Source organism: Flammeovirga yaeyamensis (genome assembly GCF_018736045.1).
GTDB classification, from domain to species: Bacteria; Bacteroidota; Bacteroidia; order Cytophagales; family Flammeovirgaceae; genus Flammeovirga; species Flammeovirga yaeyamensis.
Genome location: NZ_CP076132.1, coordinates 4755674 through 4771431, shown reverse-complemented (window position 1 = coordinate 4771431; position 15758 = coordinate 4755674). Strand labels below are relative to the sequence as shown.

The 15758-nt window shown below is 36.7% G+C and carries 12 protein-coding genes; 9 read left to right on the top strand and 3 right to left on the bottom strand.

Annotation, left to right across the window (positions count from 1 at the left end):
* Positions 1–94 precede the first annotated feature (94 nt).
* The 3 genes from KMW28_RS19075 to KMW28_RS19065 all read left to right on the top strand — a co-directional run bounded on the left by KMW28_RS19075 (position 95) and on the right by KMW28_RS19065 (position 4036).
* Positions 95–1645: a PKD domain-containing protein gene (locus KMW28_RS19075; RefSeq protein WP_169666030.1), complete on the top strand. Its 1551-nt coding sequence runs from the start codon at positions 95–97 to the stop codon at positions 1643–1645.
* Positions 1646–1747: 102 nt separating this feature from the next.
* A complete protein-coding gene (locus tag KMW28_RS19070; RefSeq protein ID WP_169666032.1) occupies positions 1748–3025 on the top strand; it encodes a glycosyl hydrolase in 1278 nt (425 codons plus the stop codon).
* 111 nt (positions 3026–3136) lie between these two features.
* Positions 3137–4036 carry an SDR family oxidoreductase gene (locus tag KMW28_RS19065; RefSeq protein WP_169666034.1) on the top strand — a complete coding sequence of 300 codons (900 nt, stop codon included), beginning with the start codon at positions 3137–3139 and terminating at the stop codon, positions 4034–4036.
* A gap of 121 nt (positions 4037–4157) precedes the next feature.
* Here KMW28_RS19065 and KMW28_RS19060 read toward each other — a convergent pair whose 3' ends face one another.
* Both KMW28_RS19060 and KMW28_RS19055 read right to left on the bottom strand, forming a co-directional pair.
* Positions 4158–5450 (bottom strand): glycoside hydrolase 5 family protein, encoded by a 1293-nt coding sequence (locus KMW28_RS19060; RefSeq protein ID WP_169666036.1) that lies wholly within the window; start codon positions 5448–5450, stop codon positions 4158–4160.
* Positions 5451–5664: 214 nt separating this feature from the next.
* Complete coding sequence (locus KMW28_RS19055; protein WP_169666038.1) at positions 5665–6369, bottom strand: phytanoyl-CoA dioxygenase family protein; 705 nt, start codon at positions 6367–6369, stop codon at positions 5665–5667.
* 314 nt (positions 6370–6683) lie between these two features.
* On the opposite strand from KMW28_RS19055, the gene KMW28_RS19050 reads away from it, so the two are divergent.
* A complete protein-coding gene (locus KMW28_RS19050) occupies positions 6684–7835 on the top strand; it encodes a glycoside hydrolase family 26 protein (RefSeq protein WP_205958223.1) in 1152 nt (383 codons plus the stop codon).
* Positions 7836–7912: 77 nt separating this feature from the next.
* Here KMW28_RS19050 and KMW28_RS19045 read toward each other — a convergent pair whose 3' ends face one another.
* A complete protein-coding gene (locus tag KMW28_RS19045) occupies positions 7913–8059 on the bottom strand; it encodes a hypothetical protein (protein WP_169666040.1) in 147 nt (48 codons plus the stop codon).
* A gap of 330 nt (positions 8060–8389) precedes the next feature.
* Between KMW28_RS19045 and xylA the strand changes: the two genes are divergently transcribed.
* From xylA to KMW28_RS19020, 5 genes are all read left to right on the top strand, one after another.
* Positions 8390–9739 carry a xylose isomerase gene (xylA, locus tag KMW28_RS19040; protein ID WP_169666042.1) on the top strand — a complete coding sequence of 450 codons (1350 nt, stop codon included), beginning with the start codon at positions 8390–8392 and terminating at the stop codon, positions 9737–9739.
* Between the two features lie 197 nt (positions 9740–9936).
* Complete coding sequence (gene xylE / locus KMW28_RS19035; RefSeq protein WP_169666044.1) at positions 9937–11346, top strand: D-xylose transporter XylE; 1410 nt, start codon at positions 9937–9939, stop codon at positions 11344–11346.
* A gap of 25 nt (positions 11347–11371) precedes the next feature.
* Positions 11372–12880 (top strand): xylulokinase, encoded by a 1509-nt coding sequence (locus tag KMW28_RS19030; RefSeq protein ID WP_066211881.1) that lies wholly within the window; start codon positions 11372–11374, stop codon positions 12878–12880.
* Between the two features lie 32 nt (positions 12881–12912).
* On the top strand, positions 12913–13587 hold the full coding sequence (fsa, locus tag KMW28_RS19025; protein ID WP_066211883.1) for a fructose-6-phosphate aldolase: 675 nt from the start codon (positions 12913–12915) through the stop codon (positions 13585–13587).
* A gap of 80 nt (positions 13588–13667) precedes the next feature.
* Positions 13668–15722, top strand: a complete 2055-nt coding sequence (locus KMW28_RS19020; protein WP_169666046.1) for a transketolase family protein — start codon at positions 13668–13670, stop codon at positions 15720–15722.
* Positions 15723–15758 lie beyond the last annotated feature (36 nt).

Sequence of the window (15758 nt, the reverse complement as noted above, 5' to 3'; positions counted from 1 at the left end):
TTTGGTAATTTTTTACCATGCTGGCATCGTACTGCCCAAACTTTTTAAAAAGAGCAATTTTGCTCACAATATTCATTTAAAAATTTGAATTGAAATGAAAAATTTAAACTTTATCAAATGGCTTTTGATAGGCTTGACTGCAATGTTTATTGGTGCATGTTCTGAGGAAGATAAAATTGATGATCCTTCTTCAGGAGGTGGTCCGACAACTCCTTCTGGAACATTAACATTTACGCAAACAGAGGGATCTGATTATGAAGTAACTTTTACAGTTGAAGATGCTCAAAATGTGAACTCATTCAAGTTTGAATTTGGTGATAATACATCTGAAACTACAACTGAGTCATCTATTACTCATAATTACCTAGAAACAGGAGACTTTGAAGTAAAGGTAACATTAACAGGTGATAATGATGCAGTCCAAATCAAAACTAATGTAACTGTCACCACTATTGATGTTTCTGCTATTTGTAATGACGAATACTACCAATTGCTAACAGGTGGTTGTGATAGTGAAGGTAAAGTATGGAGGTTATCTAATGCTTATGGTTCGCATGGTGTAGGTCCTGCAGATGGAGAGGAAGCAATTTGGTGGCAATCAGAGTATGATCACTGGAATGGTAATAATGGTGAAGGTTTTACAATGACAGAATCAATGGCTTCTCGTTTTACTTTCTCTTTAATTCCAAACGTAATGGGTGTTTCAGCAACTCACCAAATTAATAACTGGCAAGTTGATACTGAAGCTGATCCATTTGTAGATTTCCAAACAACTTATTCTGGTGAAAGCGAATATGGTTTCTCTGTAACTGAGGAAGAAGGTAAAATGTACTTATCATTAAATGGTGGTGGTTATATGTCATACTACCAATTAGTAGATGGTGCACCTGCTTCAAAGTATGAGATTGTAGCGTTAACAGAAACAGAATTATATGTTAGATACCTTAATGTACTTAACTTTAATGATGGAGATGGTAAAAACTATAGATACTTAAGATTTGTACAAGAGGATGTTGTAGAGGAAGCACCAGAAGAAATAATTAAAGATTTAGAATATAGATCAATTTCAGCTTCTTTCAATGGAACTATGGATGCAGCAGTAGGTGATGAAACATTAGAATTTATCAATGAAGCTGATATCGTAACTTCTTTCGTAGAAGATCCAACTGATGCATCAACACAAGTATTATCATATACTAAAAACGGAACTGTAGATGATGTTCAAGTGACATTGAATCATAGAATGGATTTATCAACAAATAATACATTCAAATTAAAAGTGTACTTCCCATCTACAAACGATTATGATACAATAGATGAAACTGCTGAAACTTGGAAAGATACCGACGGAAGTTTAAATGCTATGGTAAACTTGAAATTGTATGATACAAAAATGGGCGGAAATGCTTGGCAGACTGAAGCAGCTATTCGTGTATCTTCAGATCTTCGTGATCAATGGGTTGAAGTAGAATTTAACTACTCAGGGCATGAAGTCTTAAATAGAGATAGTGGTGAAGTAGTATGGGATGATGCTGCTACTTCAGATACATATGATAAGATTATTATCCAAATTGGTGGAGAAGGTCATAAACAATCAGGTACTTTCTATATCAAAGACTTTGAATTAGTTGAAACAGTAAACTAATCAGTTAATTATCAGATCAGATAAGTTATCCCCCTTTATTTTAAAGGGGGATATTTTTACAAATAGTGAAATATGAGATGCATAAAAATATTTTTTTCACTCTTGTTAATCGCTTCGTTTTCTAACGGACAAACAAGAAATTCCTGCTTATCGGGGCAAGCGAAATTTGCTCCAATAGATGGAAAAAGACTTTTAATTTTAGGTCAGGATTTAGGGGCTGTAGGTGGATTGGATAGATATTCTTCGGGTTATGTCGATTCATTTGCTGATTTACCAGCAGGAATAACAACTTATACTTCTCTACCAACTTTAGGAGGATTATATAGTACTGTAAATTATGGAGCTGGTGATGTATCTGCAAAGGTATATATTGAATCTTCAGATTTTAATCAAACAGCTTTAGTGATTGGTTTGTACTTAGTCGATCAAGAAAAGAGAATCAGCGATGGAGACCATGATGAACAAATAAGGAAATTAGCCAATTGGATTAAAGAAACAAACCGTCCTGTTTATTTAAGAATAGGATATGAATTTGATGGAGATCACAATCATTATAACTCCACATATTTTAAATCAATGTGGAGAAAAATTGTAGATATTTTTGACGAAGAGGCAGTAGCCAACTGTGATTTTGTTTGGCAATCGGATGGGGTACATTCAGTGGCATTTATGCAAAATTATTACCCTGGAGACGAGTATGTAGATTGGATGGGCTTTTCTTATTTTCAGAAAAATGCTGGAGACGATCTAATTCGATATGCAGTGATCAAGAATAAACCTGTAATGATTGCTGAAGCTACTCCTAGAGGATACGATTTACAAAATGATAATGGAACGACAGCATGGAATAGTTGGTTTAAACCATTATTTGAGTTGATGGATAACCACTCAATTATTAAGGGATTGGCTTATATCAATACAGATTGGGACAGCCAACCAATGTGGAGAGGAGAAGGTTGGGGCGATACCCGCTTGCAAGTAAATGATATCATAAAAACGAATTGGGACACAGAGTTACAAGGTGAGGAATGGATTTTCGGAGGAAATGAATTTTTTGAAAATGTAGGCTATCCTTATGACCAAATCACAGACAATTGTTTTCCCTCAGAAGATGGTCAGGTTACCAGTGTAAATGATGAAGATTTTAGATGGGGATACGTTTGCAATACTGAAATTGGAGGTTTAAAACTGTATTTAGATAACTGCAAAGAAATTAAATCTATATCTCTGCTAGAGGCTACATCTGGTAGAATTATCAATGAAATTGTAGCACCTCTGCAAAACATAAACAACATTCAAACGTCAAATGGACTGTATATACTTAGTGTTGAAGACTTCGAGGGAAACTTGAGTCGTGTGAAGGTGATGGTGTGCAATTAAATCCTTGCCAACCTGTTACGGTACATGATAAATAAAACTATCATAGGCTTTTAGAAATGACAACAATTGAAGACAAAGCTATTTTTTTGATTTTAAAATTTACAAGAATTTATGAATGTACTAGTAACAGGTTGTAGCAAAGGTATTGGTCGATTTACTGCAGAAGCTTTATTAAAAAAAGGTGATACAGTAATTGCAACAATGAGAGCAGTGAAAGGGATAAAAGCAGTGGAGGAACTGAACGTTTTCGCTACTCAAACAAAAGGTAAACTAATTATTCTACCTCTTGATGTCACCAATCAATTATCAATTGATGAGGCAGTAAAAAATGCTTTGCAATTGGTAGGCAATATTGATGTGGTCATCAATAATGCAGGTGTAGGAGGAACAGGCTGGACAGAAACATTTACCATGTCTCAAACAGAAAGAATGTTTGATGTAAATGTCTTTGGTATACAACGAATGATGAAAGCTATTCTACCTCATATGCGACAGAAAAATCAAGGAACAATCATCAATATTTCTAGTATTCAAGGCAGAGTGGTATTCCCATATTCAGGAATTTATACAGCAACAAAATTTGCCTTGGAAGGACTGACAGAAAGTTATCATTATGAACTTAAACCTTTAGGAATTGATGTATTACTAGTCGAGGCAGGAGGGTTTAGTACCAGTTTTGAAAAAACACAAACTGGACCGAATGATACCGATAGAATAGCAACTTACGGAGACTTAAAAGATCTTCCCGAAAAGGTGTGGGGGAAAAAAGGAGAAGATAAAGACTTCTTGCCCTCACCTCAAATTCTAGCAAATGCATTGGTTCAACTGATAGAAACACCAAAAGAAAAAAGAAAATTACGTACCGTTATCGATCCTCTTTTAGAAGGGTTGGGTACTTTGGAAATAAATTCGACAGCAGAAAAATCCCAACTCAAATTATCAAAAAAACTTGATTGGAAAATAGATCAATTACCGGAAGAAATTAAAGATCAAATGATCAGTGGACAGTAAATTATTAGTATAAACCACCAATAGAAAAAATGAGTTTGCTGAAAATATTTTTATCGAACTCATATTTTACTTATTTATCATTATTGTAAATCCAAGAGGTTGAGTCATTTTGATTCAACCTCTATTTTATTTTAGATAAATCAACCATAAAAGGGATATTAGCCGTTCCGACTTTCCCATTACCATCAAATACGTAGGCAAAGAGTCTATATTCGCCGTTATTATCAGGGAGTTTAAACGTAATAGATGACCCATTGTCTGCAAGTATTTCTAAAGGATAAACTTTAGGCTTTGCTTCATAAGCTCCTCCTTCACTTTTCTCTTTTACCTCCCCTAATAACTCCCATTTGTAGAGTAAAGGATCATTATCAGGATCGGTAACATCAATATTGGCGGTACATGTTTCAGCCTCCTTTATGATAATGTTATCTGTAGCAGATTTGTCATTTAGCGTAATAGTGCTCACCAAAGGAGCATAGTTATTAGGGACTTTACCCGACCAATACTCAGTGAGCACATCTACTCTTGCATCACATTCTCCGGTGGGGAGAAACATACCATACCAAGTAGGTGTTCTTTCCTGTTTTTGACCCCATAGAAAGGCAAAACCACCAAGGAACAAAGGATTAGTGTTCTCAATAAACCCTGATTGAATACGTTGTGTCAGCCCTTCAGATTTTTCTTTACTAGTTTCCTCAATTTCTCTATTCCATGAGGTACTTGGCCTTTCCCAGTGTCCTAGTGGTCCATATTCAGAAATGATATACGGTTTATTTAATGATAATTTTTCTATGTCTTGAGGAAGAGTTTGTAGCCCACCATAAATTTGAAAAGAATAGAAATCTAAGGAAGGACACCTTTCTGATACCACTTTAACGTGAGTAGGAATAATTCCTGCAAAGGTAGTAGTAACAGGGTGTATAGAATCTACTTGATGTATATATCGAACAATTTCTTCTAAAGCATCATATACTTTGGGGTTTACATTACCTAGCCCACCATTTTCATCAAATAATAAGTTCAATTCGTTCCCCACTACCCAGCATAATAATTGGGGTTCATCTTTATATTTATCAATCTTAGCTTTGATTAAATTAAACTGTTGTTTAACTGCCTTTGTATCATTGTAGTCAAAACCATGTAATTCTTGACCTACTTCTATACCTAAAGCGACTTTTAATTGATATTTTCTTGCTGAATCAAATTCTGAGTTGGCATTACTGCTTCTCCAAGTTCTAAAGGCATTACCACCGGCATCAGCAAACGCCTTAAAGTACTGAGGACCATTGTTATCAATTCCAGCTCCTTTGATAAAGAAACCGTCGTTATAGAATATGTCAAGTCTTTTATTCTGCTGTTGAGAGAATCCTTTTATCGATAAAATCATCCATAAAAAGAAGAATATTTTTTTCATATTTATTTTAAATTAATAATCCCACACCTAATGCCTTAGATGTGGGAGAGAGAAAATAGTGAAACATAAGTTTGTGTTGATACATTAATGAGATGCTTGTATCAAGACATCATATAATATAACTCACATTAATTGTAAAATCTCACTTATTGATTGGACTACATGTAGTTGAAGTAGCCTTGAAGTAAGAAAGAAAAGAGATTAAGAAATAGAATTATACTCTTTCTTCTACTACTTCAGAAGTAGAGAATTTATATCTCATGTTTCTATATACTGCAATGTCTGTAATATCTTCCGGCGTGTCTTTTGGCATTGCTCTAAAATTGGTAGAAACCCTGTAAGTTCCTTTGATAGGTAATACTCTGTGCCAGCAATGCCCGTGTAATAATACAACAGTTCCTTTTTTAGGAGTCAAGACAATTTGATTCTCCAACGCTTCATCAGGAATACCGGCTGATATTTCACCATGTTTATGTGTTCCCGGTACCACTAGTGTTTGTCCCCCAATCTCATCAGTAATATCATGAGTATACACTAAGCGGTTCAGATTAAATTGTGATTTGTTTTCTGGTGGGCAGTCTTGATGCCATGCTTGTCCTTTGGTTCCTTTTTTAGAAAACATAATCATACAATACAATTCGTTCCATTCCTCTCCAAGAATTTCTTTAGTTAGGTTTTGCATCAAAGGATCATCGTTGATTGGGCGGAAAGCAAATTCATTTTCTCTTTCAGGGAACCAAGGCACCACTTCTGTTGCCGATTTATCTAAGAACTCATCGTTGTGCTCAAAATCTGGATTCATACCAAAATGACGGATAATTTTATCGTTCAGACTATCCATCATTTCTTCAGAAAAATAATCTTCGATAACCACGTATCCATTTGCCCAGAATTGCTCTGCAAGTTGTTTAATTTCCATAGTAATAATTCTAATGTTTTTTGTCTTTATCAATTGATTGAATCGAAAAAGAGCTGATGATTAATAAGAAGTAACGAAATGAAAAAACACATCACAAAGTAGTAGGATTGTTTGATAAAACTCTCTTTTTATGAGTCCTACAGGGGTTTTGACGTAGTGGTGAAGTACCTATCAGAGTATTTGTAGTAACGATAAAACATTAAAAATTCATCAAATTTGAATGAACGAAGAGAAAGAAGTGAATCGACTAATTTCTATGATGAAAAATAGAAATACGAATGGGTTAGTCACCCAAAATCTAAACAAGAAAACAGATGTATAGAATCGTTTTAGGATGGTTGGTCTGTTCCTTAATTGGTATTATGGGATGTGATCAATCAGAAAAATCAAATAATATACAGGAGGCCTCATTGAGCCCACCTAATATCAACTCCTCTAAAAAAATAAGAGCCAAGTTTGAACCTGAAGATGGAAAGGTTTTGGTTTTTATTGGACAAGAACTTTCTGCCATAGGAGGTCTAGAAAAATACAATGATGGGTACTTGGATCATTTTGATAGAAGACCGGCAGGGTTTACAGCTTACTCATTTTTAACTCCCGGTGATACCACTTTTGGATTTGTACATAAAGGATTAGATGGAATAACATCAACAGATAATTGGGGTGATAATGATAGTAATATGTCGTTACAACTTAACGATCCTGATTATGCAAACATGTGCTTGGCTATTGGCCTCGGTATGGTAGGACATGAAGATAAAGTAGCCAATGGAGTACATGATGAAATGATAAAAGAATTGGGTTCTTTTTTACAATCCTTAGCTCCAAGACCTGTTTTCCTGAGAATAGGATATGAGTTTGATGGACACCCTTGGAACCATTACGAAAAAGAAAACTATCTGAAAGCTTACCGTAGGGTGAAGGACATTATGGATGATATGGGTGTGGAGAATGTTGCCTTTGTGTGGCAATCTACTGGATTTGTTTCTACACCGGATCAACTAGAAGAATGGTACCCTGGTGACGATTATGTAGACTGGTGTTCGTTCTCTTTCTTTGCGCGTTGGAGAGAACAAGAAATGATTGAATTTGCGAAGAAAAAAGGGAAACCTGTATTTATTGCAGAAGCTTCTGCCTCAGTATCTGGTCCAAACATGAAGTTTGATAATCTTACATTACCTATGGATTTCAATAATCCTGAAGATGCTCAATTGGCATGGAACAAATGGTTTACTCCGTTTTTCAAGACCATTCATGATCATCCTAAAACGGTAAAAGCGATATCATATATTAATTGCAATTGGAAGGCACACCCTATGTGGAAGGATAACCCGACCTTTAAGGGTATCGATGCTCGATTACAAGAAAACAAAGAATTAAAAGAGAAGTGGGAAAAGGAGATATCAAAAAGTAATTATGTGATGTCATCACCTACTTTATATTCGGACTTACAAAAAAGTTTATAAAGGTTGATAATAGCTATAGATAAATGCCATCCATTTTGGGTGGCATTTTTTTTTGCTGATTCATATCCATAACCTGATTAAGAAAACAAACTAGCAAGAAAAAGAATACCTTGAACAATCCACATGACTGCTGTACTCACAATTTGTATCAAATAGTAAATAGGTTCCAGAAATTCTAATCCACCAATTACATAAGAAAAGAAGGTTTTAATTTTTTCGATCATAGATTAAGAGTAATTCATTTTTTGATAGAGATATAATAGCACATACGAATTAAAAAATAGAAGGTTTTTCTTTTGAAATCCTTTAGCATTTTCATTTAAAAAAAAACCGAATTATTCATAAAAATAGGTGTCACAACTTTTCCGGGAGCGGTTGCGAACACGGTTTCAATCGAGATTTTTATGTCAAAATTTGACCAAAACACACATTACTAGCTAACTAGCAAGTGTCCTAGAGACAATTGTATGAGATGAAAGACAAGAGTTACATACAACTATTATTTCGTTAGCAGCAGACATTTTTTAGACAACAAAGAAAAAACTAATACAGATATGTTAGAATCAACAGTAGAATCAAAAGTAGTATTTGGCGATCAGGAATTTTTTAAAGGGATCGATAAAATCAAATACGAAGGACCAGAATCTAAGAATCCACTTGCATTTCGTTTTTATGATGAAAACAGAGTTGTAGCAGGTAAAACAATGAAGGAGCACTTCAAGTTTGCGGGTGCTTACTGGCACAACATGTGTGGCGAAGGTAGCGATCCATTTGGTCCTGGTACAAGATTATTCCCTTACCGTAACGTAGCGGATCCTATCGAGAAAGCAAAAATGAAAATGGATTTCGCTTTTGAATTCTTCACTAAACTAGGTCTTCCTTATTACTGTTTCCACGATTTCGATTTAGTGGACGAAGGATCATCAGTATTGGAATCTGAAAAAAGATTACAAGCAATTGTAGATTATGCAAAAGAGAAGCAAGCAGCTTCTGGAGTAAAACTACTTTGGGGTACTGCCAATGCATTTTCTAATCCAAGATATATGAACGGTGCGTCTACTAACCCAGATTTCTCGGTAGTAGCACAAGCGGGTACTCAAGTGAAAAACGCTTTAGACGCAACCATCGAATTAGGTGGTGAAAACTACGTATTCTGGGGAGGTAGAGAAGGTTACATGAGTTTATTGAACACGGACATGAAACGTGAGCAAGAGCACATGGCACAATTCCTTACTATGGCGAGAGACTATGCGCGTAAGCAAGGATTTAAAGGTAACTTCTTTATTGAGCCTAAGCCAGCTGAGCCATCGAAACATCAATACGATTTCGATTCAGCTACTGTATTAGGTTTCTTAGAAAAGTACGGTTTAGCAGATGACTTCTATTTAAACCTAGAAGTAAACCACGCTACTTTAGCCAACCATACATTTACACACGAATTACAAGTGGCAGTAGATGCTGGAAAATTAGGATCGATTGATGCCAACCGTGGTGATTACCAAAACGGATGGGATACAGATCAATTCCCTAACAACTTATATGAAGTAATCGAAGCAATGCTAATTATTCTTCCTGCTGGCGGTTTCCAAGGTGGTGGAGTAAACTTCGATGCGAAAGTAAGAAGAAATTCAACTGATTTAGTAGATATGTTCTATGCTCACATTGGTGGTATGGATGTATTCGCTAGAGCACTATTAATTGCAAACGATATCTTAGAAAACTCTGAATACAATAAAGTAAGAGCAGATCGTTATTCATCGTTTGATAGTGGAGAAGGTAAGTTGTTCGAAGACGGTAAATTGTCTTTAGAAGACTTGCGTAACATTGCGATCAAAACTGGTGAGCCTGTACCTACAAGTGGTAGACAGGAATACCTAGAAAACTTGATCAATATGTATATCTAAGCATTTCAAAGTTAAGTATATACAGTGGACAGCTAACGCATGGAGTTTCTCCTTGTGTTAGCTTATTACAACTCTCTTTTTAATTTACAAATGCCTCCTGATCTGGGCATTGAAGAACTATACATTACTATAAGGTGGGAGTGAACCTTTCAATCACTTACAATGAAATGATTAACTGATTATTACAGAATTATAATATGGAAAACATTATAGAAGAAAACAAAGTAGCTTCCGCTGAGGGAAAAGTTGATTTTGCTTTCGTCATTAAAGTAACGCTTGTTGCAGCTTTAGGAGGGTTACTTTTTGGATACGATACTGCCGTGATTTCGGGAGCAATTGGATCCTTACAAACATTCTTTTCTCTGACTGCAGCAGAAAAAGGTTTTGCAGCATCATCTGCCTTAATTGGTTGTATTATTGGTGCCGCAGTAGCTGGTAAAATGGCTACAAGTTTAGGTCGTAAAAAGTCGTTGATTATTGCAGGTGTTTTGTTCACCATATCTGCATTTGGGTCAGCAATACCAGACGCTTTTACCACTTTTATTATTTATAGAATTATTGGAGGCATTGGAGTAGGTATCGCATCGATGTTGTCGCCGATGTATATCGCCGAAATTGCCCCTTCAGAATATAGAGGACGATTGGTGTCTTGTAATCAATTCGCCATCATTTTTGGTATGTTGGTGGTTTATTTTGTGAACTATTTCATTGCAGGTCAAGGGGATACTTCATGGAACGATTCAACAGGTTGGAGATGGATGTTTGCATCGGAATGTATTCCAGCATTATCATTTACTTTCCTATTATTCTTAGTACCAGAAAGTCCAAGATGGTTGGCAATGAAAGGAAGAGACGAAGAAGCCGCAGGCATTTTAAATCATATTTCAGAAACGCCAACTACATCATTAAACGATATTAAGTTATCGATTGCATCGGATAACAATCAAGAAAAAGCGAGTGTTTTCAAACAACCTTACCTGTTTATTGTATTTGTTGGAGTAGCCTTATCGGTATTCCAACAAGTAACAGGTATCAATGTTTTCTTGTATTACGCACCAGAGATCTTCAAGAAAATTGGAGGCGGGAATACAGACACTGCATTATTACAAACTATTGTAGTAGGGGCTGTCAATTTATTATTCACAGTAGTAGCCATCTTCTCAGTAGATAGATTTGGTAGAAAACCACTAATGATTATTGGTTCTGCCGGAATGGGTATTTGTATCACAGCCATTGGTACAGCGGCTTATTTCCAAAATACAGATGTTTGGTTGTTGGTATTTGTTCTAGGTTACATCGCTTGTTTTGCTTTGTCTTTAGGACCAATTGTATGGGTATTATTATCCGAGATTATGCCAAATCAAATTAGAGGCGTGGGTCTATCGATTGCTGTAGCAGCACAATGGATTTTTAACTTCATCGTCTCTCAAACTTTCCCAATGATGATGGACAACCAATACTTGTTCGACAATTTCCATGGGGGAGTACCTTTCTGGGTGTACGGTTCGATGTGTTTGGTAACCATCCTATTTGTTTGGAAATATGTGCCTGAAACGAAAGGAAAAACATTAGAAGAAATGGAAACGTTATTCATCGACAAAAAGTAGGTGATAATATCAAAATATATAAAGTATGCAGTTTTTAGGATTAGATATAGGAAGTTCATCGGTTAAAGTATCAGCTATTGATGAAGAAGGAAAAGTAGTTGCTTCAGCTCAATATCCGGATCAGGAAATGCCAATTGATGCCCCTCAGGCAGGTTTTGCAGAGCAAGATCCAGCAATGTGGTGGGAAGCAATTCAAAAAGGTATAGCTAGACTTCATGAAAACCCTGCTTTTAATGGTCAAGAATTGGGAGCGATTGGTATTACTTATCAAATGCACGGTTTAGTTACTGTAGATGAAGATAAGAATGTGATCAGACCTTCGATTATATGGTGCGATAGCCGTGCGGTAGAAATTGGAGATGCAGCTTTCAAAGCGATTGGAGAATCACAGTGTTTGAATGAGTTTATGAACTCTCCTGGTAATTTCACTGCTTCAAAATTGAAGTGGGTGAAAGAAAATGAGCCTGAAAACTTTGCTAAAATCCATAAGTTCATGTTACCTGGCGATTACGTTGGGATGAAACTTACAGGAGAAATCAGTACAACAATTTCTGGTCTTTCAGAGGGGATTCTTTGGAACTTCAAACACAATCGTTTGAATACAGAGTTGTTGGAGCATTATGGTATTCCTTTTACTATGGTAGCTGATGTGAAAGAAACATTTACCGACCATGGTGTAGTGACAAAGGAGATTGCTGAGCAGTTAGGAATAAAGGCAGGGATTCCGATTACCTACAAAGCAGGTGATCAACCCAATAATGCCTTCTCTCTAAATGTGGTCAACCCAGGTGAAATTGCAGCTACAGGTGGTACATCTGGAGTTGTATATGGAGTGACTGATGAAGCGAAATGTGATCCGAAATCGAGAGTAAATCCTTTTGCTCATGTGAATCATACAGAAGATACACAACGTTTAGGAGTACTTCTATGTATTAACGGGACAGGTATTGCCAACTCTTGGTTACAAAAAAATATCACTTCCAATATGGACTATGTGAGCATGAATGATGCCGCAGAACAATCGCCAATTGGAGCAAACGGCTTGTCTTACCTTCCTTTTGGTAATGGAGCAGAACGTGTTTTAGAAAATTCTAATGTTGGAGCACATTATTCTAATATTGATTTCAACAGACACAATCAAAACGACATGATTCGTGCGACTCAAGAAGGTATTGTTTTCTCTTTCCAATACGGTATTGAGGTAATGCAAGACATGGGATTAAAGCCTGAAGTAATTAGAGCAGGGCACGCCAACATGTTTTTAAGTCCGTTGTTCCGTCAAACACTAGCCAATGTTTGTGGAGCTCCAATTGAATTATTGGATACAGATGGAGCAAGAGGGGCAGCGACTGGTGCAGCCGTAGGTGTTAAACATTTCAACACTTTTGAAGAAGCTTTCCAATCATTGAATGTAATCAAAACGATTATGCCTGAAACGGATAAGTTAAAGGAAACACAAGCAGCATATGCTCTTTGGAAAGAAACTCTTTTAAAAGTATTAGACAAAGAACATTCAACTGTTCAATCTAGCTAACAATCATAATTCATAACTCTAAATAGATAAAAATGAAATTCTTTATTGATACAGCCAACCTAGAAGATATTGCTCAAGCCTATGATATGGGAATCTTAGATGGTGTTACCACTAACCCTTCATTAATGGCAAAAGAAAATATCGTGGGAGATCAGAACATCAAAAATCACTATGCTAAAATCTGTGAGATTGTTGATGATAAAGTAAGTGCTGAGGTATTATCTACTGACCTTGAAGGCATGATTAAGGAAGGTGAGGAATTAGCTGCTATTTCTCCAAAAATTGTAGTGAAAATTCCTATGATTAAGGATGGATTGAAAGCAATCAAACATTTTGCTTCAAAGGGTATTCGTACCAACTGTACTTTGATCTTCTCAGCAGGTCAAGCATTATTGGCAGCAAAAGCAGGAGCCACTTATGTATCTCCATTTATTGGTCGTTTAGACGATATTTCTCAAGACGGTATGTTATTAATTGAGGAAATCAAAGACATCTTCGATCAATATCCTGAATTGAATACTGAAATTTTAGCCGCTTCAGTTCGTCATTCGATGCACTTATTAAAATGTGCTAGAGTAGGTGCAGATGTAGCTACTTGTCCTTTAGGAGTGTTCGAAGCTTTATTGAACCACCCATTAACGGACAAAGGTTTGGCCGCGTTCATCGAAGCAGCGAAGACGATGCAAGAAGAAACTGAATTAGCATAAACCATAATTTTAGAGAGGCGGACGCATTTGGTGTTCGTCTCTATTTTTTTAAGTGTGTGTAATAACTATTACTCTATAAGATGAAAGATATACAAACTCTCTCTGCTGATAATATTAGAATATTAGCAGCAGCAATGGTAGAAAAAGCAAAATCAGGTCACCCAGGTGGAGCCATGGGTGGAGCCGATTTTATCCAAATCCTTTACAGCGAATTTTTAAAGTTCGATCCTAAAGATCCATCATGGCATGCAAGAGACCGATTCTTCTTGGATCCAGGTCATATGTCGGCCATGCTTTATGGACAACTTTCGTTGTTGGAGGTGTTCTCAATGGATGAATTAAAAGCATTTAGACAATGGGGAAGTCCTACATCAGGTCACCCAGAGGTAGATGTACAACGCATGATCGAAAATACTTCTGGTCCACTAGGACAAGGTCATGTTTATGCAGTAGGGTCAGCCATTGCAGAAAGATTTTTGGCAGAGCGCTTTGGTAAAGTCGTAGAACACAAAACGTATGCATACATTTCTGATGGAGGCATCCAAGAAGAAATTTCTCAGGGTGCGGGTCGTATTGCTGGTCACTTAGGACTGAATAACTTAATTATGTTCTATGATGCCAACGATATTCAGTTATCAACCACTGTAGAAGAAGTAACTACAGAAGATACAGCTAAAAAATACGAGGCTTGGCACTGGAATGTGGTGACAATTAATGGTAACGATCCAGCGGCTATTCGTGAAGCTTTACAGCAAGCCAATGAGGAAAAAGAGCGTCCAACACTAATTATTGGTAAAACAGTAATGGGTAAAGGAGCAATTGATAGTGAGGGTAACAGTTTCGAAGGAAAATGTTCTACTCACGGTCAGCCACTTTCTAACTCTGGAGCAAGCTTCGCGGATACCATCAAAAAGTTAGGTGGAAATCCTGATGAGCCATTTAAGGTATTTGATGAAGTACAAAAGTATTATCAAGAAGTTGCTGAGAAGAAATCTGAAGCAGCAAATCAATATAAAGCATTAGAAAATGAGTGGGCGGCTGAACATCCTGAGTTAGCTTCATCACTTCAATCATTCTTTGATAGAAAGAAAAATACAGTCGATTGGGAAGGTATTGCTCAAGCTGACGGTGTGGCAACAAGAGCTGCATCTGGAAAAGTATTGGGCTATCTAGCAGAAAACTGTGAGAACATGATTGTGGCATCAGCCGATCTTGCAGATTCTGACAAAACAGAAGCTTTCCTTAAAAAGACTACCGCATTTAAAAAGAACGATTTTTCTGGAGCATTTTTACAGGCAGGTGTGTCTGAGTTAACCATGGCGGCGATATCAGTAGGTATGGGTTTACACGGTGGTGTAATTCCAGTATGTGCAACGTTCTTTGTATTCTCAGATTACATGAAGCCAGTGATGAGAGTGGCAGCATTAATGCAAACACCTGTCATCTTTATGTGGACCCACGACTCGTTCAGAGTAGGAGAAGATGGACCAACGCATCAACCTATTGAGCAAGAAGCACAATTAAGATTATTGGAGCAGTTAAATAATCACCATGGGAAGAAGAGCTTCTTGGCTTTACGCCCTGCAGATGCTTTTGAGGTGACTGAATCTTGGAAAATGGCGGTAGAGAGTTTCGATCGTCCTGTAGGTTTGATCTTCTCTAGACAAAATATTCCAGCCATTACGACAGCCGATGTTCGTCAGCAAGATGCTGCTGAGACAAGAAAAGGTGGTTATGTTGCATTGTCAATAGGAACAAAGGTAGATCTTCAATTGGTAGCCAATGGCTCGGAGGTATCTACTTTATCTTCGGTAGCTATTTTATTAAATAAGGACTTTGGCTTGAATGTTAAAGTAGTTTCTGTACCATCTGAAGGATTATTCAGAGATCAAGAGGTTTCTTATCAAGAAAAAGTAATTGATCCTACTTTACCAACATTTGGTCTAACGGCAGGTCTTCCAGTAACATTGGCAGGCTTGGTGAACATCAACAATGTGCATGGTTTAGATCACTTTGGATATTCAGCACCGGCTTCGGCCTTGGATCATGAGTTTGGTTTCACTCCAGAAACAGTGATCGAATGGTTAAAACCAAAGTTAGCTGCTGAAGGACTTCTAGAAACAACAACAGTATAGGTTTTGAACTGAACAGACAAATAGATCAAGTGCCAT

Excerpts from the sequence above, each read along its gene's own strand:
- KMW28_RS19075 (WP_169666030.1), top strand. The coding sequence starts at position 95 with ATGAAAAATTTAAACTTTATCAAATGGCTTTTGATAGGCTTGACTGCA.
- KMW28_RS19045 (WP_169666040.1), bottom strand. The coding sequence starts at position 8,059 with ATGATCGAAAAAATTAAAACCTTCTTTTCTTATGTAATTGGTGGATTA.
- xylA (WP_169666042.1), top strand. The coding sequence starts at position 8,390 with ATGTTAGAATCAACAGTAGAATCAAAAGTAGTATTTGGCGATCAGGAA.
- fsa (WP_066211883.1), top strand. The coding sequence starts at position 12,913 with ATGAAATTCTTTATTGATACAGCCAACCTAGAAGATATTGCTCAAGCC.
- xylE (WP_169666044.1), top strand. The coding sequence starts at position 9,937 with ATGGAAAACATTATAGAAGAAAACAAAGTAGCTTCCGCTGAGGGAAAA.
- KMW28_RS19060 (WP_169666036.1), bottom strand. The coding sequence starts at position 5,450 with ATGAAAAAAATATTCTTCTTTTTATGGATGATTTTATCGATAAAAGGA.
- KMW28_RS19030 (WP_066211881.1), top strand. The coding sequence starts at position 11,372 with ATGCAGTTTTTAGGATTAGATATAGGAAGTTCATCGGTTAAAGTATCA.
- KMW28_RS19065 (WP_169666034.1), top strand. The coding sequence starts at position 3,137 with ATGAATGTACTAGTAACAGGTTGTAGCAAAGGTATTGGTCGATTTACT.
- KMW28_RS19020 (WP_169666046.1), top strand. The coding sequence starts at position 13,668 with ATGAAAGATATACAAACTCTCTCTGCTGATAATATTAGAATATTAGCA.
- KMW28_RS19055 (WP_169666038.1), bottom strand. The coding sequence starts at position 6,369 with ATGGAAATTAAACAACTTGCAGAGCAATTCTGGGCAAATGGATACGTG.
- KMW28_RS19050 (WP_205958223.1), top strand. The coding sequence starts at position 6,684 with ATGTATAGAATCGTTTTAGGATGGTTGGTCTGTTCCTTAATTGGTATT.